This is a genomic window from Bacteroidales bacterium (assembly GCA_022647615.1).
Lineage (GTDB): Bacteria > Bacteroidota > Bacteroidia > Bacteroidales > UBA932 > Egerieousia.
In genome coordinates this window covers 555705-579187 of sequence record JALCKZ010000001.1, presented here as the reverse complement: position 1 = coordinate 579187, position 23483 = coordinate 555705, and the positions used below count along the sequence as shown (strand labels likewise).

Annotated in this window: 19 protein-coding genes and 2 tRNA genes; 16 read left to right on the top strand and 5 right to left on the bottom strand. The window is 42.0% G+C overall.

The features are described 5' to 3' along the window. The first annotated feature begins 131 nt into the window (after nt 1–131). Both LKM37_02475 and LKM37_02470 read left to right on the top strand, forming a co-directional pair. Nucleotides 132–1625 (top strand): hypothetical protein, encoded by a 1494-nt coding sequence (locus LKM37_02475; protein MCI1719879.1) that lies wholly within the window; start codon nt 132–134, stop codon nt 1623–1625. An 11-nt stretch (nt 1626–1636) separates the two neighbouring features. Next, complete coding sequence (locus LKM37_02470; GenBank protein MCI1719878.1) at nt 1637–2182, top strand: hypothetical protein; 546 nt, start codon at nt 1637–1639, stop codon at nt 2180–2182. A 128-nt stretch (nt 2183–2310) separates the two neighbouring features. On the opposite strand, the gene LKM37_02465 is transcribed toward LKM37_02470, so the two are convergent. Then, the gene (locus LKM37_02465; GenBank protein MCI1719877.1) at nt 2311–3564 is read right to left on the bottom strand and encodes a phosphoglycerate kinase; all 1254 of its coding nucleotides are present in this window, start codon (nt 3562–3564) and stop codon (nt 2311–2313) included. 205 nt (nt 3565–3769) lie between these two features. Here LKM37_02465 and LKM37_02460 point away from each other — a divergent pair, with 205 nt between their 5' ends. From LKM37_02460 to LKM37_02440, 5 genes are all read left to right on the top strand, one after another. Beyond that, the gene (locus LKM37_02460; protein ID MCI1719876.1) at nt 3770–4933 is read left to right on the top strand and encodes a hypothetical protein; all 1164 of its coding nucleotides are present in this window, start codon (nt 3770–3772) and stop codon (nt 4931–4933) included. 116 nt (nt 4934–5049) lie between these two features. Continuing rightward, nucleotides 5050–6093, top strand: coding sequence for a class I SAM-dependent methyltransferase (locus tag LKM37_02455; GenBank protein MCI1719875.1), 1044 nt, complete (start codon nt 5050–5052; stop codon nt 6091–6093). 23 nt (nt 6094–6116) lie between these two features. Beyond that, nucleotides 6117–6989 carry a prolipoprotein diacylglyceryl transferase gene (gene lgt, locus LKM37_02450; GenBank protein ID MCI1719874.1) on the top strand — a complete coding sequence of 291 codons (873 nt, stop codon included), beginning with the start codon at nt 6117–6119 and terminating at the stop codon, nt 6987–6989. Nucleotides 6990–7004: 15 nt separating this feature from the next. Next, on the top strand, nt 7005–8015 hold the full coding sequence (gene miaA / locus LKM37_02445) for a tRNA (adenosine(37)-N6)-dimethylallyltransferase MiaA (protein MCI1719873.1): 1011 nt from the start codon (nt 7005–7007) through the stop codon (nt 8013–8015). A gap of 84 nt (nt 8016–8099) precedes the next feature. Then, the gene (locus tag LKM37_02440) at nt 8100–9365 is read left to right on the top strand and encodes an SGNH/GDSL hydrolase family protein (GenBank protein MCI1719872.1); all 1266 of its coding nucleotides are present in this window, start codon (nt 8100–8102) and stop codon (nt 9363–9365) included. Here the strand turns inward: LKM37_02440 and smpB are convergent. Further along, nucleotides 9362–9820 carry an SsrA-binding protein SmpB gene (gene smpB / locus LKM37_02435; protein ID MCI1719871.1) on the bottom strand — a complete coding sequence of 153 codons (459 nt, stop codon included), beginning with the start codon at nt 9818–9820 and terminating at the stop codon, nt 9362–9364. The two genes, LKM37_02440 and smpB, sit on opposite strands and share 4 nt — an antisense overlap. Before the next feature lie 128 nt (nt 9821–9948). On the opposite strand from smpB, the gene LKM37_02430 reads away from it, so the two are divergent. Both LKM37_02430 and LKM37_02425 read left to right on the top strand, forming a co-directional pair. Continuing rightward, nucleotides 9949–10533 (top strand): hypothetical protein, encoded by a 585-nt coding sequence (locus tag LKM37_02430; GenBank protein ID MCI1719870.1) that lies wholly within the window; start codon nt 9949–9951, stop codon nt 10531–10533. Between the two features lie 43 nt (nt 10534–10576). Then, the gene (locus tag LKM37_02425; protein MCI1719869.1) at nt 10577–11248 is read left to right on the top strand and encodes a nucleotidyl transferase AbiEii/AbiGii toxin family protein; all 672 of its coding nucleotides are present in this window, start codon (nt 10577–10579) and stop codon (nt 11246–11248) included. Between the two features lie 91 nt (nt 11249–11339). Here LKM37_02425 and gcvP read toward each other — a convergent pair whose 3' ends face one another. Then, on the bottom strand, nt 11340–14255 hold the full coding sequence (gene gcvP / locus LKM37_02420; protein MCI1719868.1) for an aminomethyl-transferring glycine dehydrogenase: 2916 nt from the start codon (nt 14253–14255) through the stop codon (nt 11340–11342). A 129-nt stretch (nt 14256–14384) separates the two neighbouring features. On the opposite strand from gcvP, the gene LKM37_02415 reads away from it, so the two are divergent. The 7 genes from LKM37_02415 (at nt 14385) to LKM37_02385 (ending at nt 20758) form a co-directional block, all read left to right on the top strand. Then, the gene (locus LKM37_02415; protein MCI1719867.1) at nt 14385–15932 is read left to right on the top strand and encodes an acyl-CoA carboxylase subunit beta; all 1548 of its coding nucleotides are present in this window, start codon (nt 14385–14387) and stop codon (nt 15930–15932) included. Between the two features lie 44 nt (nt 15933–15976). Then, complete coding sequence (locus LKM37_02410) at nt 15977–16582, top strand: acetyl-CoA carboxylase biotin carboxyl carrier protein subunit (GenBank protein ID MCI1719866.1); 606 nt, start codon at nt 15977–15979, stop codon at nt 16580–16582. An 80-nt stretch (nt 16583–16662) separates the two neighbouring features. Then, entirely contained in the window at nt 16663–17031 is a 369-nt protein-coding gene (locus LKM37_02405) for a YraN family protein (GenBank protein MCI1719865.1), read from the top strand. 44 nt (nt 17032–17075) lie between these two features. Then, a complete protein-coding gene (locus LKM37_02400; GenBank protein MCI1719864.1) occupies nt 17076–18170 on the top strand; it encodes a mannose-1-phosphate guanylyltransferase in 1095 nt (364 codons plus the stop codon). 85 nt (nt 18171–18255) lie between these two features. Beyond that, a complete protein-coding gene (locus tag LKM37_02395; protein MCI1719863.1) occupies nt 18256–19548 on the top strand; it encodes an arginine deiminase family protein in 1293 nt (430 codons plus the stop codon). A gap of 54 nt (nt 19549–19602) precedes the next feature. After that, nucleotides 19603–20634, top strand: coding sequence for a phenylalanine--tRNA ligase subunit alpha (pheS, locus tag LKM37_02390; protein MCI1719862.1), 1032 nt, complete (start codon nt 19603–19605; stop codon nt 20632–20634). A gap of 51 nt (nt 20635–20685) precedes the next feature. Continuing rightward, nucleotides 20686–20758, top strand: a tRNA-Gly gene (locus LKM37_02385). A 37-nt stretch (nt 20759–20795) separates the two neighbouring features. Here the strand turns inward: LKM37_02385 and LKM37_02380 are convergent. Then, nucleotides 20796–20868: transfer RNA gene (locus LKM37_02380), tRNA-Glu, on the bottom strand. Between the two features lie 80 nt (nt 20869–20948). Continuing rightward, nucleotides 20949–23423, bottom strand: coding sequence for a ferrous iron transport protein B (feoB, locus tag LKM37_02375; protein MCI1719861.1), 2475 nt, complete (start codon nt 23421–23423; stop codon nt 20949–20951). Nucleotides 23424–23483 lie beyond the last annotated feature (60 nt).

Here is a 23483-nt window from a genome sequence, read left to right as displayed (position 1 = left end):
GTTCACGCTCCCGGTAAATCTTAACAGGTACAACCTTTTGTCCACGGGGGGGGGGTACTAAGACATCATCTTCAGACACAACTTATTACATCAATGTAGATTCTCTTATTGATTGGCACAGATGCAGGGAGATGATATTTTCAGAAGACGGATATGTATACACTCAGGTTCCGTTCAAATCCAATGAGGAGGGCATTTACGGAGTGTGCGCCCCAAAGGGTGCAAAAAACATTAAAGACTCTATCGTGAGAATAAAATGTTTCTACATTCTTCTGGAGAATTACAAAAAGGGGGAGAGATATGAGTATCTTGTAACCATGATACCATCAAAGCAGGTGGAAACACAGGGAGAAGATTACGATTTTTTAAGCAAGCCAAACTTCACCGGATTGGTCATATATTCCTCATTGGAAGGAGAATATATAAGAGAGGAGATATACAAGAAAGGAATTGTTCATAGCGGCAAGCTTTGGCAACAGGCAGAATACAACGGAACAAAGAACAGAACGAAAACGGATAATTCTGATGATGTGGTTGATGGAGGTGAGTTAGCCACCATTGTGTGCACGGCATATGTAAGCCATACAAATCCGATAAATGGTGCGGGGTTAAAGGCATTGGAATTGGCGATAGAGCATAATGATAGGGCTCATATGCAGGAAACATGTTCAACGGAGGGCAAAGATGAGAATCAAACAGCCGGTGGTGGTGGAGCCCCTGCTCCGAATAGTTGCTATTATATAACATACTCTTTTTCATCATGCAGCGGAATTGGTGCAGGAAAGGATTCTGTCTCACGCGGAGGCACGTGGTGTTCGCCTGCTGCTAATGACAACGGGAGCGATTGCAAGTTTTTATTTTGGAACGGCGATGCGGTTGAACATAAATATTCCAGGGTGGCTATTATTGAAGATGTTGCTAGTAATTATAATGTTAATGCTGTATATGTTTCAAAGAAAGATGATCCGGATTGCTTTATTGTTTCTTATCTGTTTGGAAACGGGGAGATAAGATCAATGCTGGACACGCTGTTAAGAAACACGTTCAGAGATAATAAGGAAGATGGATATATGTTGGGAGGTATTATGAGTGGTTTGCCGGTACGTGGAAATACGGATATTAAATTTCATTATTCCCAAGACCAGAGATTTACAGGCATGTACCACACGCATCCCGATGATAATGTTATTCCGAGCAAATCAGATTTTTATACATTGTACAACATGATTGCCAATTTCTCTGTTGACAAATATTCTTTTTCTTACGTTATTGCAGGTTATCATGAGCTGCTGTATTTACAATTGTCTGATTGGTCTAAATTTCAGAGCGCTTTTGGTGGAATAGGTACACCAGACAATATTAAACAGCATTGGAGAGATTTTTTAAAAAATAACGGAATCACAGATACTAATAACCATAATTTCATGAATTATGATTTAGTCTTTAAAGAACTTGCGAAATTTGGAATTGGTTATCAGATGGTACCGCTTAATCCGAGTTACCTTAGCCCACTGCCTGAAACAGGGTACTACTTTATGAATTATGATAATTCGGGATCATATGATGGTACATATTGGGATACTACAATAAAAGATTGTTTAATAAAATATGGTTTAACTAAATGAGAGAATTTATTATGAAAAAAATAGTTTTATTACTTTTTATAATTCTATTTAGCCCTAAAATCTATGCTCAGACAACGACAGATTCTGCATCTGTGTATGAGGGGATATGGAAATATGAGAACTCAACTACGCATGAGGTATTTACAATTCAATTAAAAAATGTAATTGGAAGCAATGGTCCCAGTAGGATAATGATTTATGGCAGTTATTGTTACACTAAAAATTCTAATGTGATTTTGGATGCCTTGGATAAAATGAAAGGGAAGTGTTATAATCAGTTAGAATGGCAGCAATTGGGATGGAGAGCAAGAATGTCTTTTCCAATTCATATGTATGGAGGGCATGCGAGACGTATTGGCTTGGATTTTGATGATTTGACATACAAAAAATTTGAGGATGGCGGATATGTTCAACTGCTCTCCACAAAGGCCGGAGATGAGAAACTTTTATGGTATCCGCAGAATGGAGAGGGCACAAGGACTTATATCGTAGGTGAGCCGGAAGAGCCGGATGGATTTTCTGTTCCGGTGAACGTGGTGATGACCAAGGTGCATTAGATAGGGGACAGTTGTGGCACAACTTTGCACAATCTTGCAAAAGCTAGCTCGCTTGAGAAACAAGCGAATAAAAAAAAGACAAGCACTTTTGCTTGTCTTTTTTTGTTTATCATTCTTATTTGTTATTTCTATTCGCGGATAGCAGCGATGCCCGGAAGGTCTTTGCCTTCAAGGTATTCCAACATTGCGCCGCCGCCGGTTGAGATGTAGCTTACTTTGTCTGCAAAGCCCATCTGATTAATGGCTGCAACGGAATCTCCGCCGCCAATTAATGTGAATGCTCCGGCTGCTGTTGCATCTGCAAGCGCCTTTGCAATTTGAAGTGTTCCAAATGCAAATTTAGGCATCTCAAATACGCCAACGGGACCGTTCCAAAGAATTGTCTTGGAGGCAAGTATAACTTTTCTCCACTCGTCCAATGTATCTTGCGCAGCGTCCATTCCCATCCAGCCATCTGGAACTTCAGAGTTCTTGCAGCGCTGAGTCTTGGCATCATTGTCAAACTTATCCGCAACTACTATACTGTCGGGAAAATAAAGTTTAACTCCCTTAGCCTGAGCAGCTTTTACAATATCAAGAGCCAAAGGCATCTGGTCATCTTCACAAATTGAAGTACCAATTTTTCCGCCCTGAGCTTTTGCAAATGTGAAAGCCATTCCGCCGCCGATAATCATATTATCTACTTTGTCCAAAAGGTTCTGAAGGATTCCAATCTTTGAGGAAACCTTTGAGCCACCGATAATTGCAGTTACGGGATGCTGAGGATTCTTAAGCACTTTGTCTATGTTAAGAATTTCTCTCTGCATAATGTAACCGAACATTTTATCATTAGGGAAGTATTTGGCAATTAAAGCTGTAGAAGCATGAGCGCGGTGTGCTGTTCCAAATGCATCATTGATGTAGCAATCTGCATAGGAAGCAAGGGTCTTTGTGAACTCCTTCTGGCTCTCTTTAACTTTTGCCTTTGCCGCCTTCTTAACGTCATCAGAAGCGTCATCAGCAAGGTCTCTTGGTTTGCCCTCTTCCTCTGCGTAAAACCTCAGATTCTCAAGCAATAGCACTTGCCCGGGCTGTAAATTTTTAGCCTGCTCCTGAGCCTTCATGCAATCAGGCGCAAACTCAATTTTAGCTCCCAGCAATTCCTCTATTTTGTAAATAATGTGCTTCAAAGAGAACTTATCCGCAACACCTTTAGGTCTTCCAAGGTGAGACATTAGAATCAATGCTCCGCCGCCCTCAAGAACTTTCTTAAGAGTAGGGATTGCAGCTCTGATTCTTGTATCATCGGTAACTTTAAAATTTTCATCCAATGGGACGTTAAAGTCAACTCTGACGATGACTTTCTTTCCCTTAAAATTGTAAGTGTCAATGTTTTGCTGCATATACGTATGTATTAAATTGTTAATTTCTTTTAGGTCTCGACAGTTAAATTGCCCGCCGCAATAAGTGCGGTACAGAGGACCGCTGCCGCAGCATGTGCAAAACGCGCACCGCTTTTGCTGCTGCGAAATTACAAAAAAAGCCTCTCTTTGTTGCCGTTAAACCATTATTCCCTAACTTTGAGCAACCTATTTTAAAAACAAAACCATGAAAAATATTAAAACCATCCTCTGCAGCACGTTGGCGGGGGCAATGATGCTTTGTTGCAATTTATCTTATTGTCAGCCTGTTCCGGCAAATCATGAAATGGACAGTGATATTGAGCAAACTTTATGGATATTTGAAGATATGATGTTAACCCATATAAATTTGCAGAAAGATTCTGCCTTTTTTCTGCTAAAAGGAGAGGTGAAAAGCATAGAACAAGATAACGATCTGGCAGAAGACCTGCCCTATTCCAGAAATTTTAATGAAAATGAAAACTGTTGTTCCGTCACATTCGACACGGGAGGAAATGTTACAAATTACAATGATTGGAACTACGTTTACGAAGGCGGGAAAATACTATACAGAGTCTGCGATAGACAAAAAAGAAAACACGTATATGAATACGATAAATCAGGAAACATATCGGTAATAAAATATTTTTGTCCCGCAGACGACAAGGCATGCATGTACAAAATTTACCACACATACGATGACCGCGGGAATATGACAGAGCGCAGAACTGTTGCCTCAAACAGAAAAGGGAAGGAAACTATGGTATCGGATGTTCTGTTTAAGTATTATGAGAATGGCATGCCGGCAGAGAAAAAGATCTTAATCCACGCGGAATTATATTGGGTTCACGGAGCGGGTGGAATAGATGCGGAGGTGTCGTTTATATATGATGAGAAGGGAAGACTGACGGAGGAAACAAGCATTTACCCCACCAGAAAGGGGGGAACATATGTGAACTACATGCACAAATTCACATACAATGATAAGGGTGATTTAGCCACAATGGAGGAGAAGGAACACATACCTCTTCAAGACAATTTCGTTAACCGCTCCCACATATATAGCTACGAGTATGATAAAAAAGGAGATAAAATAAATTGCAGTGAGGATATCACCGGGAAATACGATATGGATCCAGAGCACCCTAAAAGACCGTCACAGGATGTTATTAGCGGCCGTATTGTATCAAAATACAATTACACCAGAGACACTGCGGGAAACCTGATTTCATACTCTTCAACAGATTCTTTAGGAAACATGTATTCCGCTGAATATGAGTATGATAACCATGGCAATTGGATAACCAAGACAGAATACAGGGGCGGTATGCCACGTAGAATTACAAAAAGAAAAATAGAATATTACCGGTAGGCCGCAAATACACAAATCGTTTTTCCAAGGGTGAGAAATATTAGTTTTTGTATTTTGGCTCCTGCCCAAGTTTAAAAAATTGCTTCTGAGCGGTACAAAAGTTATCTTTGCGACAAATGACAGAACCTCAAATCATAGTAGAAAATCCGCATTGCTGGAAAGACTACGAAATCATAGATTCCGGAGACGGGTATAAGCTGGAGCGTTTTGGTACTTACGTGCTTGCGCGCCCTGAGCCTAAAGCGTTATGGAGCAAAAGCTTGCCCGATAGCGAGTGGGAGAAGCTGGCGTATACTCAATTTGTTCCGGGTGCCGGTTTTGGAAAACAGGGCAAGGAGGATAGCGGCACATGGGAGAAACTCAAAAAAATGCCTGAACAATGGACGATAGAATATTCTAATACTGAAAGAATTGCCTCTGAGTGGTCAGAAAAAAGGCATGGATTTGCCAGAGGCTCGGACGGTTCAGTGGGAAATGAGGCAAAGCTTGACGGCTTGCATATGAAGTTGCGTCTTGGTCTTACATCATTCAAACACGTCGGAGTGTTTCCGGAGCAGGCGCCAAATTGGGACTGGATATATGCACGCACAAAAATGTTGGTGGATAAACTGTCTGTAAATAAAATGGATACCAAACCCGTCGGGAATAATGACGGTGGCATCAAAATTTTAAATTTGTTTGCCTATACGGGTGCAGCTTCACTTGCGGCACGTGCGGCAGGTGCGGATGTTACTCATCTGGACTCTGTTAAACAGGTTGTTGCATGGGCGAAGGAGAATATGGAGCTTAGCGGTTTGGATAATATCAGATGGATTATAGATGATGCGCTTAAGTTTGTTAAAAGAGAGGCCAGACGCGGCAATTTATATGATGGCATGATACTTGACCCTCCCGCATACGGACATGGCCCGGAGGGCGAAAGGTGGAAGTTGGACGAATTGCTTTTTGATATGCTGTCCGAGTGTGCCAAAATCGTTGCGCCTAAAAATGCGTTTGTTGTACTTAATTTATATTCAAATGGTTATTCAGCCCTGCTTGCAAACACGCTGCTTAATAAGGCTTTTGGAGGAGAGGGGAAATTTAGTTGCGGAGAACTAGTTTTAAAAGACAAGTTTGAGAAGATTATACCTCTGAGTGTTTACTCTAGGATGACAAGATAGTTTCAACAAAAGAGATTGAAAAAATGAATATAATAACATCTGTTAATACCCTATTTAACCTGCTGTTTATACGCTGGAATGTTTCTCCATACCTTTTGCATATTGGACATTTTGCTGTTAGGTGGTATGGCATTCTTTTTATAACGGGCTTTATATTAGGTTATTGGATGTTTACAAAGTTCTACAAGGCAGAGGCGCTTCCTCTAAAGTTGCTGGACCCGATGCTTTATATGCTTTTGATTTGCGCCCTGGTTGGAGCGCGTCTTGGTCATATAATCTTCTATGAACCACACTATTATTTTGTTGAGCATCCGGAGGAGATTCTTAAAGTATGGCACGGCGGGCTTGCAAGTCACGGCGGCGCAATTGCAATTTTGTTTGGAGTGTGGTGGTATGTTCACAAGTATGGCAAGCAGTATCATTTTGATTTCTTGTGGGTTATGGATAGGCTCGCGATAGCTGTTCCCTTTGCGGGTATGTTTATCAGGCTTGGAAATCTCATGAACTCAGAGATTTACGGAGTTACGACATCTCTTCCTTGGGGTTTCATTTTTGAGCGCAACGGAGAGCTGATGCCAAAACATCCCACTCAACTTTATGAGGCGCTTTCATATTGCCTGATTGGCGTAATTATGGTGCTGATTTATTGTTATGCCCATAAGAAAGTTCACAGAGGATTTTTATTTGGTCTTTTTCTTACGCTTCTGTTTGCCGCCAGATTCTTTATTGAATTTGTCAAAGAGCCGCAAGAAGCCTTTGAAAATAATATGTCTTTAGACATGGGGCAGTGGCTAAGCATTCCGTTTATTTTGGTTGGCCTGTTCTTCCTCATCAGGAGTTTTTACATAAAAACTCCAACCAGGATTTACCCTGTAGAAACTCCGGCCGTTAAATAATTTGCGCCATTGCAAATGATTGATAGTCAAAATATATTTTCTGAAATAATTAAAGTTCCCGCAGATTATGATATGCTCTGCATCCTTGGCCCCACCGCAAGCGGCAAGACAAAGTTTGCCGTTGAGTGCGCAAAAAAAATCTCGGATGCGCATTTGCAAAACAGACGCGGAGGATTTCAAAAAGTTGAAGGTCAATCATTTGTTGCGGAAATAATTTCTGCTGACTCGCGACAGGTTTACCGCGGGATGGATATTGGTACGGGAAAGGATTTGGAGGAATATGACGGTGTGCCGTATCACTTAATTGATATTGTGGAGGCGGGTGAAAAATACAATGTTTTCCGGTATAAGCAGGATTTCCAAAAGGTTTACGATGAGATAGTTGCGCGCGGAGCATTTCCAATTCTCTGCGGCGGAAGCGGTTTATATATAGAGGCCGTTTGCACCGGTTATGAGCTGAAAGAAGTTGCCCCTGACCACGCGCTTAGGGAGGAGCTGGAGAAGAAAGAGATGCCGGAACTTATTCAAATGCTTGCGGAATTAAAAGCAAGCAACAACTCTGAGCCACACAACAATACAGACTTTGACAGCAAGAAGAGAGTTATCCGCGCAATTGAAATTGAAAAAGCTGAGGCGGCGGGGAGATCAGAGAAAAGTGGTATATGTGGTGAGGACGCAGAGGGGAAACCTGTCGGGATAAAAATAAAAGTCAAATATATTGGTCTTAATCCGGACAGGGAAATACGCAATGCGCGTATTGACAGAAGATTACAGCAGCGGCTGGACGGCGGCATGGTAGATGAGGTGAAGAAACTTTTGGATGGCGGCATAAAAGCCGAAGACCTGATTTATTACGGATTGGAATATAAGTTTGTGACTCAGTATATTACGGGACAGCTGAGCTTTGATGAAATGAAGGAGCATCTTGCAATTGCAATTCATCAGTTTGCAAAAAGGCAGATGACCTGGTTCCGGGGAATGGAGAGGAAAGGGATAAATATTGAGTGGATAAAACTACCCGAGTAAATAAATTCCCCACATTAAATGTGTTGTTTGGTAGAGTATTTGAGAGTAATCTGTCTGTGGTTGAATATTTTAAAAATTCATAATATGAAAAAGATTTTAACGGCGGTGGCAGTTTGTGCGGCATTTTTAATGACTGCGCAATATGCTGGTGCACAAAAGGTTTCAGACCTGGAATTTGAAAATGTGAAAGATTTGATAGCCCAGGGGAGGGCGATTATGATTGGACAGGCGGAGAAGGGGACGGCGGATAGCGCGTATTATTATCGTTTGCCAAATAGAATGAATGGTGTTGTTCGCAAGGAGCTTTGGGATTTGGGAAAAAATTCTGCCGGTATTGCTATTAGATTTTCATCTAATGCAAAGTGCATTGGCCTTAAATGGACACTGATAAATAATTTCAGCATGGCTCACATGGCTGGTACAGGTATCAGAGGATTAGATATTTACACTCTTGCAGATTATGCAAATCCGTCTGATGGAGTTGATAAAAGTGCAAATACCGGAGAAAAATTTAAGGAGGCGTTTAAATCTCTTGGCAAGGATGCAAAAAGAGTTGGAAAGAAAGCGGTTAATACTGTGACTGGTAAAAGCAACTGGATTTATGTTGGCGTTGTTTTTCCTAACGGAAAAAATTCCTCCAGCGTTTTTGTCCGCAAGATGGATGGAACTCAAAGAGAATATTTGATGTATTTGCCTCTGTATGATGGTATTGAGAATCTTGAGATTGGAGTTGACAGCAGTGCTAAAATTTCTGCTCCTCAGTCAGCAGATTTGCTTCCTGCAAATGTTCAGGGTCAGTCAAGCAAAAAATTGCCAATTGTATTTTATGGAACAAGCGTAACTCAAGGCGGGTGCGCTTCTCGTCCCGGTATGGCATATCCTGCAATCGTTGAGCGCGCTCTTGGAAGAGAGACAATTAATCTGGGCTTCAGCGGCAACGGACGCATGGATAAATCAATGGCAAATTTTGTAACCAAGATTCCTGCATCTGCGTATGTAATTGATTGCCTGGCAAATTGCGATTATAATATGGTCAGAGACAGTTCAGATTATTTCATTACCAAGATTGCTGCGGCGCATCCAAATGTCCCCGTGGTAATGGTTACAAATTATAGATATCCTCAGCAGAACGTAAGTTCTTCTTTACAAGAAGAGATGGATAAAGAGAATGCTCTTTGGAAATCTATTTTTGAGAGACTGGCTAAGAAATACACTAATCTCCATTACTTAGATATCTCAGGAAATGTAATTGACAATGAAGATACTGTAGATGGTACTCATTTGACAGACAGAGGATTCACCCATATTGCACAGGAGTTCATTGGGGAATTAAGATCCGTGATGGATTAATAATCCTCTCCTCTTTGTTCCGCACGGCGCATATCTTTTTGCTTTATGGTTTCACGTTTATCATACTCTTTCTTGCCTCTGGCAAGTGAGATGTTGAGTTTTGCGTAGCCATTATCTGCAATGAACAGGCGAGAAGCAACTATCGTGAGTCCCTTCTCTTTTACAGAGCGTTGCAGCTTTTTAAGTTCTTTCTTTTTAAGCAGCAGCTTGCGGTCTCTTTTGGGGTCTTTGCGGTTGTAGCTGGCCCACCAGTAATCCGCTATATGCATCCCCTTGACGTACAGCTCTCCGTGGTCAAAGAAGCAATAACTATCTACAAGAGAGGCTTTTCCGGCCCTGATGGATTTAATCTCGGTACCGGCCAGGACAATTCCGGCGGTGTAGTTTTCCAGAAATTCGTACTCGAATCCCGCCTTCTTGTTCTTTATATCTATCTTGCTTTTAGTCTTTTGCATATTCAGCTTCCGCGCAATCTGCCTCTGCGGCAGAGCGGTGCAAAGTTAATCAAATTCCCCGTGTCTAATAATTGCGTATAAATTCAAATAATTGTTATATTTGTGAACTGATTATCCAAAAAAATTAGATGTACAGTTTAAATAAAGAGAAAACAAATGTGATTCTGGCTCTGTATAAGGAGCCTAGGAGCGTGTTCCGTTTGAATGATATAGCTGCTGTTATAGAGGAGCCGCGCCCTGATGCTTTGTATAAACGTCTGAACTATTACGTTCAAAGCGGTAAGATTTTGAACCCTCGCAAAGGAATATATGCGAAGGAAAATTTTAATATGGAGGAACTTGCCGGTATACTATATACGCCGTCTTACATTTCATTTGAATCCGTCCTCCAGAGTAAAGGAATTATATTTCAGTATAATTCAACAATTACAATGGCTAGTTACCTTAGCAGGAAAGTGAAAGTTAATGATACAGAGGTTGTTTACCGCAAAATTAAATCGGAGATATTGGTAAATCCGGTCGGGATACAAAATGTTAATAATAAGAGTATTGCAACAACAGAAAGAGCTTTGCTGGATACGATGTATCTGAACAAAAATTATACTTTTGATAATATTCCTTCTTTAGACAAGAAACTTCTTGCAGAAATATTGCCCATTTATAATTCAAAAATTTTAGCAAGGAGATTGAACAAGCTCTTAAATTCTGTTTAAAATTTTATGTAAAATGTTTGATAAAAATAAACATAGATTGTATATGTTTCAGATACTGAAAGATATTTATTCAGATGTGAAACTTGCTGAATGCCTTGGATTTAAGGGTGGGTCTGCATTGATGTTTTTTTATGACTTGCCACGTTTTTCCGTTGACTTGGATTTTAATTTGCTGGACGATACAGAGCAAAAAACAGTTCATAACAAGCTGAAGGCCATTTTGCAGAAATACGGAAAAGTTGCGGATGAAGCTGAAAAATACTTTGGGCTTATTTTAGTGTTGGATTATGGTGCAGGAGAAAGAAAATTAAAGGTGGAAATATCTACAAGACAATATGATAACTACTATGAAATAAAAAATTTATTTGGAGTAGCAGTAAAAGTGCTGGCAGAGCCGGATATGTTTGCGCACAAACTTTGTGCGTTGCTGGATAGAAAGGAGGTTACCAACAGAGATATTTTTGATTGTTGTTTCTTTATGCAAAAACATGTGCCAATTAATAATATGATAGTTGAGGAACGCATGAAAATGAAACTTGCCGATTATATTCAAAAGTGCATAGATAAATTAAATAAGATGAGCGACAGGGGATTGTTAAATGGACTTGGAGAATTGACAGATGAAGAGACAAAGAAATTTGTCCGCACTAAAATGAGAGCTGAAACAATCTCTTTATTAAAGTTTTACAAAGATTATCCGATATTGTCATCTTAGAATTATGTGCGTCCCTATGAGGCTCCTTATTAATAAAAAAGACGAGCAGTTTTTCTGCTCGTCTTAATTATTGTTGGAGTATGCGGACTATTTAGTTCTCGCAGCAGCTGACAAGATTTCTGTCTCCGTAGCCATCATCAATTTTTGATACAGCCGGCCAGAACTTGTTCTCTTTCACCCACTCCAGCGGATAAGCCGCAGTCATGCGAGAATACTTGTGAGCCCAATTATCTGAGCAGCACTCCAATGCAGGATGCGGAGCATTTGCAAGAGGATTATCGTGAGCATCATATTCTCCGCTCTTAATCTTCTCGCACTCGCCCTTAATTGTCTTAAGAGCATCTATGAATCTGTCCATCTCCTCCTTTGGCTCGCTCTCCGTAGGCTCAATCATAAGTGTCTCATGTACAGGGAATGACAATGTAGGAGCATGGAATCCAAAGTCCATTAATCTCTTTGCAATTTCACCTGAACCAACGCCATATTTCTCTTTAAAATCACGACAGTCTATTAAGCACTCATGTGCAACTCTTCCAGTTGCTCCTGCGTAAACAACCTCATAATCAGGATGCAAGCGCGCCGCAATATAATTTGCATTAAGAATAGCAACTTCAGATGCCTCTTTAAGTCCCTCTGCGCCAAGAAGTTTAATATAAGCATGAGTAATAGGAAGCAGCATTGCATTTCCGTAAGCGGATGCGCTGACAGACTCCATATCTCTTCCGCCGGTCTCTGAATCATAAGGACTGCCAGGCAGATAAGGCTTCAAAGTGCTTGTGCAGCAGATAGGTCCAACGCCGGGACCGCCGCCTCCGTGAGGCATTGCAAAAGTCTTATGCAAATTCAAGTGGCAAATATCCGCACCAATTGTTGCAGGATTTGTAAGACCAACCTGAGCATTCATATTTGCACCGTCCATGTAAACCATTCCGCCGCAGCTGTGAATGATATCCATGATCTCTTTAATCTTAACCTCAAAAACTCCGTGAGTAGAAGGATATGTAATCATTAGGCCTGCAAGGTTATCCTTGTTAGCTTCTGCCTTCTCTTTAAGTTCATCTACATTAATATTTCCGCGGTCATCGCAGCCTACAAGAACAATTTCATATCCCGCCATTGCAGCACTTGCCGGATTTGTCCCGTGTGCGGAAGTTGGGATAATCATTACGTTTCTGTTCTCTTTTCCTGTAGCTTTGTAATATCTTCTTATTGTTGTAAGACCTGCGTATTCCCCTGCTGCTCCGGAATTTGGCTGCAAAGAGCAGGCGTCAAAACCGGTAATTGTGCAAAGGTCTTTTTCAACCTCTCTAATCAGCTGCATATAACCTTCCACCTGATTTTTAGGTGCAAGAGGGTGAACGTTGGTAAGTTCGCTCCAGCTAAGCGGCATCATCTCAACGGCAGCATTAAGCTTCATTGTGCATGAGCCAAGAGGAATCATTGAATGTGCAAGTGAAATATCCTTGCGCTCAAGCATTTTGATGAATCTCATCATTGCAGTCTCTGAATGATAAGAGTTGAAAACGCTCTCTGTTAAAATAGGGGTTTCTCTCTGCATGAAGCCGTCCAAGTTTTTGCAGCAGCAATGTCCGCCTTCTTGTGCGGCGCCCATTTCTGCACCATGGCAGCATCCTTGTCCGTGTCCCTCTCCGCCGTGGCAGCAAGGCTCAATTCCAAATATCGGAAGAATCTTATGTACCTCTTCTTTGCATGAAAGCTCATCAAAGCTTATGCGGATGAAACCATCGGGAGTATAATAGAAATTAAAGCCGGCATCCTCAGCTTTCTTGCGGATTGCTGCAACATCAAATTTGCATGAGCCTCCTTCACATCCCTGAATTTCAATTGTGTCAAAGAAATGCTCATCTGCAACGGCCAGCTTGTAGCCAGCCTCTCTCAAATGGCGCGCTACTCTGTGGGCAAATTTTGAAGCGTTCTCTGCAATGGAAGTAATTCCCTCAGGTCCATGATAAACCGCAAACATTCCCGCCATTGTGGCGTTCAAAGCAGTTGCGGTGCAGACATTAGAAGTCGCCTTCTCCCTCTTAATATGCTGTTCGCGGGTCTGAAGAGCTAGTCTAACTGCCTTATTTCCAAGACGGTCAACAGAAACTCCAATAATTCTGCCCGGAATAAATCTCTTGTATTCATCTTTTGTAGCCATATAGCCTGCCACAGGTCCGCCAAAGCCCATAGGAAGTCCAAGTCTTTGCGTACTCCCGACAGCTACGTCTGCGCCCCACGCTGCGGGCTCTTTTAGCATTGCAAGGGAAAGGATATCGCAGTATGCCGTTACAAGTGCATCATTATCATGCATTTTCTTGCAGAACTCCGCATAGTCCCTAACCTCTCCGTTGGCTGCAGGATACTGAACCAGCGCTCCAAAACACATAGGGTCAACCTGATACGTCTTGTAATCTCCTGTCTGAATGACAAATCCAAGACCTGTAGCACGTGTCTTAAGCACGGAAAGTACCTGAGGGAAAATGTTTTGATCAACAAAAATCACATTTTTCCCCGCCTTAACGGCGTTGCGGCTGCGGACATTGTACATCATTCTCATAGCCTCTCCTGCAGACTGCGCATCGTCCAGCATAGAGCAGTTGGACAACGGAAAGCCTGTAAGTGAGCTAATTACTGTTTGGAAAATCAGAAGGGCCTCCAGACGGCCTTGTGAAATCTCAGCCTGATAAGGGGTGTAGGAGGTATACCAGCAAGGATTTTCAAAAATATTCCTCACAATTACCGGAAGCACGCCGGTGCCATAAAACCCCTGTCCAATCAAAGAGCGGAAGTTCTTGTTCTTTCCAACCATCTCCTTAAGTTTTGCCAGGTATTGATTTTCCGTCATTGGAGCGTCCATCTCCAAATCCTTCTTTAATAAAATGTTCTCCGGAACAGTTTGTTTAACAAGCTCTTCCATAGAATTAACCTTAAGAGCGGAAAGCATCTCCCTGATATCTTTCTCTCTTGGGCCTATGTGTCTTTGCGCAAATGATAATGTCATATATGTAAGTGTTTTATTCTTTAAATTTAGAGCGAAAGGCAAAGATATAATAATCTATCGTGAGTAAAAAGAGTGTATAAAACAAAAAAGTACTAAATTTGCCGCACTAAAACCTATACATAATAAAATATGAGTTTACTAAGCGAAAAAATCTCCGATTTGCAGAAGCGTACAGCTCAAGCATTGCAGGGAGGAGGTGAAAAGGCCGTTGCAAAACAAATTGCAATGGGCAAGCTCCCAGCCAGGGAGCGCATTAGGCAGCTATTAGACGAGGGAACGTTTTATGAGTACGATTTGTTCATTCAGCATGACGCTAAAGAGTTTGGAATGGACAAAAAAATTCTTGCCGGAGACGGAGTGGTTATTGGTACCGGCAAGATTAACGGCCAGCCGGTAGCAATTTATGCTCAGGACTTTACGGTTGCCGGGGGTTCCCTTGGCAGTATGCATGCAAGAAAGATTACCAAAATAATGGATTACGCCTTAAGGATGAGAATTCCGCTGATTGGAATTAATGATTCCGGCGGTGCGCGTATCCAGGAAGGTGTTAATTCTCTTGCGGGTTATGGAGAAATCTTCTTCAGAAACACACTTAACAGCGGCGTAATTCCGCAGATTTCAGTCATTTTGGGACCATGCGCAGGTGGCGCAGTTTATTCTCCCGCATTGACTGATTTTGTTTTTGTGGTAGATAAGATTTCTAAAATGTTTATCACGGGTCCGGAGGTTATCAAATCAGTTCTTGGAGAAGAGATTGATATGGAGAGTCTTGGCGGAGCCCGCGTTCATTGTGAAATTACGGGTAATGCCCATTTCTTTGCAGAGACAGAGGAGCAGTGCTTTAAACAAATAAAGACTTTGCTTTCATATTTGCCTGCAAATAACAAGGTTGCTGCTGTAGTTAAAAAGACAGAGGAGCCGGACAAGAAGTACAAGATTGAGAAAATTGTCCCTGCTGATGCAACCGCTCCTTATGATGTCCGCAACGTTATCAGGTCCTTGACAGACAGCTCAGATTTTATTGAGGTTCAGGAACTTTGGGCAAAGAACATTGTTGTGGGCTTTGGAAGAATGCACGGAAAGACAGTTGGCTTTGTTGCCAATCAGCCGTTGTATCTTGCCGGAGTGCTGGATTGCGACTCTTCAGATAAGGCAGCTAAGTTCATAAGATTCTGTGATGCCTTTAATATCCCGATAGTTACTTTGGAGGATATGCCGGGTTATCTGCCTGGAGTTGACCAGGAGCACGCAGGTGTTATCAGGCATGGAGCAAAAGTTCTTTATGCATATTCAGAGGCCACGGTTCCAAAGATTACCGTTATCCTTAGAAAGGCATACGGAGGAGGCTATATTGCAATGAACTCCCGCCACTTAAGAGCAGATTTTGTTTTTGCATGGCCGACAGCAGAGATTGCAGTTATGGGACCGGAAGGGGCAGCAAACATTATTTTCCGCAAGGAAATTATGGAGGCCGCAGATCCTGAGGCAATGAGAAAACAAAAAGTTGCAGAATATAAAGAGAAGTTTGCAAATCCTTATGTAGCAGCATCAAAGGGTTATATAGATTCAGTTATCAACCCTGCCGACACAAGGAAATTTATACTTCAGTCTCTAGAGATTTCAGTTGACAAATACGCCGGCGGTCCTAGCAAGAAGCACGGCCTTCCACCATTTTAATAGTTCTCACAGAGTTTTGTTTAACTTAAAAAGTGAGGTAAAAAATGAAAAAAGCTGAAACTAAATCTACAACAATAAAAAAGAGTACTAAGCGTAATTATAAGATTTCTTCATTGGCAGCCGCAAAGGAAGAGGGTGCGAAGGTAACGCAACCTAAGCCCGATGTTGCAAAGGATCTAGAGAAAAAATTTGATGATAAGGAAAAGGAGCTGAATAAAGAGGAGAAGAAAGTACGTGCTATTCCGGAGGTTGCCGATGCGGTAGTTACTCCTGCGGCCGAGCAGGCAAAACATCTGCAGCTGCATGAAGAAGGAACGGCGTATAAAACTTTCTTCACCAAGAAATTTCTTGAGCGCAAGAAGTGGCAGGCCCCTGATATTACAAAAGTGCTTTCTCATATCCCCGGTTCTGTAATTCAGATATTTGTGAAGCCTGGAGATGAGGTCCGCAAGGGAAGCAAACTTATGATTTATGAGGCAATGAAGATGAAAAATGTTGTCAATGCCCCATACGATGGAAAAATCAAAGAGGTTAATGTAAAAGTTGGAGAGCACCTTCCTAAAGATTCTGTGCTGGTGACTTATGAGAAGTTTCATGCTGCCGCATCTGAGGAGCATGGGCGCGGACATCACCATCGCAGCAGGAGATAGAGCTCCCGACAGAATATTTAATTGAATTTTAGTTACTTGCAGAGTCACTTTTAGCGTACTCTGCAAGTTGGTTTATAGGGATGGAGAGAAAGGTAACAACGGAGAAGGGAAAAGAGGGGGAGGATATTGCCCTTGAATTCTTGCAAAGCAAGGGTTTGAGGCTGTTGTCCCGCAACTGGAGGTGCGGACATCTGGAGCTGGATATTGTGATGGAAGATGATAAGATGCTGCATATAGTGGAGGTGAGGAGCAGAGAGTATCCGGTTGTTATTGAGCCCTTCGCCACAGTTGACGCTGCAAAGCGGAAAAAGGTAATCGCCGCCGCAGCAGGGTTCGTTAAAAGAAACCGTATTAAGAAAGAGGTTGTATTTGATGTGGTATCCGTGGTGTTTATGCCACAGGGACATACCGTTGAGTATTTCCCAAATGCATTTGCGCCGTCTTGGTAATAAAAAATTCTTACCTTAGTGAATTAATTGAAGAGATTTTAGAAATGGAGAGTAACAAATATTGTATCATAATGGCCGGCGGAGTTGGAAGCCGCTTTTGGCCTGTAAGCAGGAACGCGACACCTAAACAATTTCTGGATATTTTGGGAACCGGTGAGTCATTTTTGCAGGCGACTGTTCACAGATTTGAGAAAATTATTCCGGCGGAGAATATTATAATTGTTTCCGCCATGCAGTATAAAGATTTGATAAAGAAGCAAATACCAGAACTGCTGGATGAAAACATTTTGCTGGAAACCCGCCGCAGAAATACGGCGCCTTGTATTGCTTATGCAACCTACAAGCTGTATAAAAAACATCCGGATGCGTGTGTTGTTGTCACCCCTTCTGACCATTTAATTATAAATGAGGAGGCTTTTCTGGATACTGTAAGTACGGTGCTGGATCATGCGGCCGGGACAAAAGAACTTTATACGCTTGGAATTAAACCTACAAGACCTGAAACGCAATATGGTTATATTCAAGCAAATAAGGCTCAGTCTAAACAAATTAACGGGCATACCGCTTATCAGGTAAAGACATTTACGGAGAAGCCTAATGCGGACCTTGCAAAAGTATTGGTGAAGAGCGGAGAGTTTTTGTGGAATTCCGGAATTTTTGTTTGGAATCTGGAGGCAATTAAAACGGAGCTGGAGAAATATTTGCCGGATGTCGCGGCACAGTTCAAAGACATTTCGGACGTTTATTATACTTCCGCAGAGCAGAAAGCGGCGGATGATGCTTATGAGGCATGCACCGGAATATCAATAGATTACGGAGTAATGGAGAAGACCTCCAAGAGCTGGGTGTTTGAGGCTTCATTTGGCTGGAGCGATCTGGGAACATGGGAGAGCCTGTATGTCCACAATGAGAAAGATGCCGATAATAACATGGTTGTGGCCGATGCAAAAATGATGGTTAACACAAAAGATTCCATCGTGGTTTCAAATGAAGCGGGAAAGCTGGTGGTAGTTAAAGGATTGCAGAATTACATGGTCATCAGCACCAAAGATGTTCTGCTGGTCTGCCCAAGAGATGAGAAAGGTTTTAAAGAGATTTTCACAGACCTGGCGGTTAAAGATTTATCTAAGTATCAATAATATAGCACATTTAATTGCTATAAGAATAAAATAATAATCCCGACAGATTAACTGTCGTGATAACAATATTTAAACAAAACAATTTATGACACCTGTAAAAGTTAACGTACAAAGCGAGATAGGCCGCTTGAAAGGGGTAATACTTCACACCCCCGGAGCTGAGGTGGAGAACATGACGCCTCGCACTGCACAGCGCGCTTTATACAGTGACATCCTAAATTTGTCAATAGCCCAAAAAGAATATGCACAGCTTAACGGCGTGCTTAAGAAGTACACAAAAACTTATCAAGTTAATGACTTGCTAAAAACTGTCCTGGATGACAGAATGCAAAGAGATACCCTGGTAAGGAAAATTTGTTCCGTGGAAAATGCCCTGGATTATTTCGATGCTCTTATGGACCTGAATTCCAAGGAACTAACAACTCTTTTGATAGAGGGGTTGCCGGCAAAAATTGATACCTTGACGGCATACATTAAAGATGAGTACTACGCATTAAGTCCTTTGTATAATTTTTATTTTACTCGCGACGCGTCCGCTTCCGTTGGAAAAGATGTGCTGATTTGCAAGATGGCAAATCAGGTGAGAGTGCGTGAATCCATGATTATGCAGGCAATTTTTGAATGTCCGCAATTATTTGATTGCGAGATGATTAATGCAAACGATTACTCTCATGAAAAAGTTGGCGAGGGGGGAATTGCAGGGAGCCAGGTTAATGCCGGTCTTACCATAGAGGGCGGAGACGTTGAAGTTGTTAATGACCATATCCTTTTGATTGGTAACGGGTTGCGCACAAGCACCCAGGGAATTGACATGATGATTTCCCGTTTTTGCAAAGACAAAACAGAAGGAGAAAAATATATTCTTGTGCAGGAGCTTCCTGGAAATGTTGAGTCATTTATCCATCTTGATATGGTGTTTACAATGCTAGACAGAGACAGCTGCCTGATTTATGAACCGCTGATACTTGGTGATAATGAGTACAGAACGGTGCTTATAACAATAGATAACGGGAAAGTAAAAAGCATAAAAACTGTCGCGAATATAATTAGCGCGCTTAGACGTCTTGGCGTTGATTTGAAACCTGTTATCTGCGGCGGGGATGATGAGTGGAATGAGGAGAGAGAGCAGTGGCACAGCGGAGCAAACAGTTTTGCCCTTGCACCTGGAAAAGTTTTTGCTTATGCCAGAAATATCCATACTATTGAGGCGATGAATGATAGTGGTTATGAGGTTCTTGCGGCAAAAGATGTGATTGCGGGGAAGAAAGATTTGGATTCGTATAAGCGTTGTGTTGTTACTATTGAGGGAAGCGAGCTTCCGCGCGGTGGCGGCGGCGCAAGGTGTATGACCATGCCGGTTGTGAGAGAGAAGATATAGACTTTGGGCACGCGTTCTTTAATTTGTATATTTGCAGCCGTAAAATTTTAAGAGATGACAAAAGAAGAAATTGAACAGCTCTTGCAGAAGATAGAAAATCTTAAAGCTCAGAAACTGCAAGATGTTGAGGACATTAGAGTAAAGCTTCTTGGAAAGAAGGGAGAGATTACCAAAATGTTTGAAGAGTTCCGCGGTGTGTTGCCGGAACAGAAAAAAGAGTTTGGACAAAAGCTGAATTTGCTTAAGACTAAAGCTGCGGAGAGAATTGAGGCGTTGAGGGAAGGCTTTGAGAATGGGCAACTTGCAGGGGGCAAGAAGTTTGATTTTACAAAACCGGGAGACAAGTTTGAGCTTGGAACCCGCCATCCGATTTCTATTGCGAGAGAGGAAATTTTGAACATCTTTGGAAAATTTGGTTATGCGGTTGCAGAAGGGCCTGAGATTGAGGATGACTGGCATGTATTTACGGCTCTTAATTTTCCTCCTGACCATCCCGCCCGCGATATGCAGGATACGTTTTTTATTAATCCCGACGGCAATGACCCAATTTTGCTGAGGACTCATACAAGTTCTGTCCAGGTTAGGACAATGGAGCGTATGCCTCTGCCTATCAGGGTTGTATGTCCTGGAAGAGTTTTCAGAAATGAAGCAATTTCCGCACGTGCACATTGCATTTTCCATCAGGTAGAAGGACTTTACATAGATAAAAATGTCTCCTTTGCAGATTTAAAGCAGGCTATCCTTTTGTTTGTGCAGGAGATGTTTGGACCCGATACAAAAATTAGAATGAGACCTTCATATTTTCCTTTCACAGAGCCAAGTACGGAGGTTGATATCAGCTGCAATATTTGCGGCGGAAAGGGTTGCAATATTTGCAAAGGTACTGGCTGGCTGGAGATTATGGGCGCCGGAATGGTTGACCCTAACGTATTGGAAGCAAGCCATATAGATAGTACAAAATATACAGGTTTTGCTTTTGGAATGGGTATAGAGAGAATTGCAATGCTTAAGTGGCAGGTTAATGATCTTAGGCATTATTTTGAGAATGATGTGCGGTTCTTGCGTGAGTTCCAGAGTGTAATCTAATTTTGCAGATTAAAAGGAACTTTATATCTTTGCACTCCCCAAAGGGGAATCGCGGAAATAGCTCAGTTGGTAGAGCGCAACCTTGCCAAGGTTGAGGTCGCGGGTCCGAGTCCCGTTTTCCGCTCAAAAAAAAAGGCAGACATCTCGTCTGCCTTTTTTTGTAGGAGGTAAGAGAATCGAACTCTTATTTGAAGAATGAGAATCTTCTGTCCTAAACCGTTAGACGAACCTCCCGTGTTGTCCTCTGCGGCGTTTTGGCCGTTTTGGGAGTGCAAATATATGCAATTTTTTTTATGCTGCAAGCATTTAAGGGCTTAAGCAGCAAACATCAGAAATGCTCTGTAAACCACAAAAGCAACTATCCAGGCCAGTACAAGAGTATAACATACAGTGAATGCTGCCCATTTCCAGCTTCCCGTCTCATTTTTAATTGCTCCTATAGTTGCAACGCACGGGAAATATATCAGAGTGAAAAGCATTAGGCTCAAGGCAATTGCAGGGGTCAAATCTATTACGGCATTTAAAACTCCAAGCGTGCTGACTACAATTTCCTTTGCGGCAACTCCGCTAAGCAGCGCAACGCTTACTTTCCAGTTGAACCCAAGCGGCTTCATTACAGGCTCAATAAATTGCCCGAGCATCATCAAAAATGAATTCTGTTCTGTCGGGAAATAACTTAAAGCCCAGATAATTATAGAGCCGGCCAAAATAATTGTGCCTATTTTGTGCAAATACTGTTTTCCTTTGTCCCAAGTATCTCGCATTAGAGATTTGAATGTTGGAATTCTATATGGCGGAAGCTCCATTACAAACGGCGTTTCATCTTTTGAGAACAAAAATTTCTTAAAGATTTTTGCCATGATAGCTGCCAAAAATATTCCTCCAAAATAGATGCAGAAGATTACAAGTCCCGCGGAGTGCGGAAAGAATGTCCCCGCAAGCAGCAGATAGATAGGGAGTCTGGCGCTGCAGGACATTAGCGGATTTATCAGAATTGTAATCATCCTGGAGTTGCGGTTCTCTATAGTTCTTGTTGCCAGCACGGCTGGAACGTTGCAGCCAAATCCCATAATCAGAGGGATGAAGGAGCGGCCGTGTAGTCCTATTTTGTGCATTATTTTATCCATGATGAAAGCGGCGCGGGCCATGTAACCCGTTGATTCAAGCAGGGATATGAAGAAGAACAAAATTAAAATGTTTGGCAAAAATACTATGACTCCGCCCACGCCTTTTATTATTCCTCCAATTAGCAGCGCGCGGAACCAATTATCTGGCATCAGCGCAAATATTTGAGCACCAAGCCAATTCACCCCTGAATCAATCCAGTCCATAGGGTATTGGCCTAGCGTAAATGTTGTCTGGAACATTATAAAAATTAACGCTATAAAAATAGGATAACCCCAATATTTGCTTGTGACTATGTTGTCTATTCTTGCAGTCCTGCTCAGCGTCTTCTTTGGCTTGGCAAGCGTAAGTGTCTCTTTTAAAGCTCCGTCAATGAATCCGTACTTTGCATCCATTACCGCATTTTCCGGAGTATCGTGCAGTTCTTTCTCTACCTTTAATATCTCTTCATCTCTAACGCGGAAGATATCGGCATGGTTTGGAAACTTTGCAACAAACTGTTCTATTTGCTTATCTTTTTGCAAGATACGTATGGCAAGAAAACGCGGAGTGAACTCATCCATTGCATTCGGGTTCTTGTAGATTTCCGCCTTTATTCTGTCAAAGCTTCTCTCCAGCACTGGGCCGTGATTTACGTGAATGTGCTTCAAGACCGCTGCAATTCCGTAAGCATCAGTTGGTTTATTGGTTTGGATAAATCTTCCTTTTGTAGACGGATCATTTTTTTCTCCCGATTTTTCCAGCGGATATTTTCCGCTTGCATCTGTAGACCTCACAAAATCTCCCTCCTCATAAACTTGAATTGCAGTACTGAAAAGTTCAGAAATACCCCTCTTTTCCGTACTAACTGTCGGGACTATAGGAACACCCAGCAGCTTCTCTAACTCTCTGTAATCCACATGGTCACCGTGTTCCTCCAGTTCATCAAACATATTAAAGGCAATCACCATTCTAAGGTTCATGTCTATGAGCTGAGTTGTCAAAAATAAATTGCGCTCCAAATTTGTGGCGTCAATTACGTTGATAATGACATCCGGCTTTTGATTTATGATGTGGTTGCGGACATATTTTTCCTCTGGGCTATATGCTGATATTGAGTAAGTTCCAGGCAGGTCTGTTAAAGTTATATGATAACCTTTAAAGTAAAAAGAACCCTGCTTTGCATCAACGGTTACGCCGCTGTAGTTGCCAACTTTTTCATGGCCGCCGCTGGAGATATTAAACAAGCTTGTTTTGCCGCAATTGGGATTTCCTACAAGTGCAATGCTGACCTCCTTGCTTTTCTCCCGCGCGCCGCGTGCAAGCTCATCTTCTTCCGAGTCTGTAAATGACTGATTATAAGCTTTATATTTACAATCAGCGACGGTGCATCCAATGCATCGTGCGCTTCTCATCTGAGCGGCGGAATCATGTTCGCGCGCCAAGTGCGCAGCTTCTTCCGTGCTGATAACCTCAATTTGCTGAGCCTCGCTTCTCCTCAGAGAAACGTTGTAGCCTAAGATATTATACTCAATTGGATCTTTAAGGGGGGCGTTAAGAATGACCTCTACAGTCTTTCCTCTTATGAAGCCCATCTCCACAATACGCTTTCTGAATCCGCCGTGTCCCTGGACTTTAACAATAACGCCTTTCTCGCCGGTCTTGAGATCTGATAGTTTTTCCATCTGTTTCCTTTGACTCTTACCGACGGCAAAGGTAGTGAAAATAAACCCAATTTTGGCGGG

Excerpts from the sequence above, each read along its gene's own strand:
- LKM37_02475 (MCI1719879.1), top strand. The coding sequence starts at position 132 with ATGATATTTTCAGAAGACGGATATGTATACACTCAGGTTCCGTTCAAA.
- LKM37_02470 (MCI1719878.1), top strand. The coding sequence starts at position 1,637 with ATGAAAAAAATAGTTTTATTACTTTTTATAATTCTATTTAGCCCTAAA.
- LKM37_02465 (MCI1719877.1), bottom strand. The coding sequence starts at position 3,564 with ATGCAGCAAAACATTGACACTTACAATTTTAAGGGAAAGAAAGTCATC.
- LKM37_02460 (MCI1719876.1), top strand. The coding sequence starts at position 3,770 with ATGAAAAATATTAAAACCATCCTCTGCAGCACGTTGGCGGGGGCAATG.
- LKM37_02455 (MCI1719875.1), top strand. The coding sequence starts at position 5,050 with ATGACAGAACCTCAAATCATAGTAGAAAATCCGCATTGCTGGAAAGAC.
- lgt (MCI1719874.1), top strand. The coding sequence starts at position 6,117 with ATGAATATAATAACATCTGTTAATACCCTATTTAACCTGCTGTTTATA.
- miaA (MCI1719873.1), top strand. The coding sequence starts at position 7,005 with ATGATTGATAGTCAAAATATATTTTCTGAAATAATTAAAGTTCCCGCA.
- LKM37_02440 (MCI1719872.1), top strand. The coding sequence starts at position 8,100 with ATGAAAAAGATTTTAACGGCGGTGGCAGTTTGTGCGGCATTTTTAATG.
- smpB (MCI1719871.1), bottom strand. The coding sequence starts at position 9,820 with ATGCAAAAGACTAAAAGCAAGATAGATATAAAGAACAAGAAGGCGGGA.
- LKM37_02430 (MCI1719870.1), top strand. The coding sequence starts at position 9,949 with ATGTACAGTTTAAATAAAGAGAAAACAAATGTGATTCTGGCTCTGTAT.
- LKM37_02425 (MCI1719869.1), top strand. The coding sequence starts at position 10,577 with ATGTTTCAGATACTGAAAGATATTTATTCAGATGTGAAACTTGCTGAA.
- gcvP (MCI1719868.1), bottom strand. The coding sequence starts at position 14,255 with ATGACATTATCATTTGCGCAAAGACACATAGGCCCAAGAGAGAAAGAT.
- LKM37_02415 (MCI1719867.1), top strand. The coding sequence starts at position 14,385 with ATGAGTTTACTAAGCGAAAAAATCTCCGATTTGCAGAAGCGTACAGCT.
- LKM37_02410 (MCI1719866.1), top strand. The coding sequence starts at position 15,977 with ATGAAAAAAGCTGAAACTAAATCTACAACAATAAAAAAGAGTACTAAG.
- LKM37_02405 (MCI1719865.1), top strand. The coding sequence starts at position 16,663 with ATGGAGAGAAAGGTAACAACGGAGAAGGGAAAAGAGGGGGAGGATATT.
- LKM37_02400 (MCI1719864.1), top strand. The coding sequence starts at position 17,076 with ATGGAGAGTAACAAATATTGTATCATAATGGCCGGCGGAGTTGGAAGC.
- LKM37_02395 (MCI1719863.1), top strand. The coding sequence starts at position 18,256 with ATGACACCTGTAAAAGTTAACGTACAAAGCGAGATAGGCCGCTTGAAA.
- pheS (MCI1719862.1), top strand. The coding sequence starts at position 19,603 with ATGACAAAAGAAGAAATTGAACAGCTCTTGCAGAAGATAGAAAATCTT.
- feoB (MCI1719861.1), bottom strand. The coding sequence starts at position 23,423 with ATGGAAAAACTATCAGATCTCAAGACCGGCGAGAAAGGCGTTATTGTT.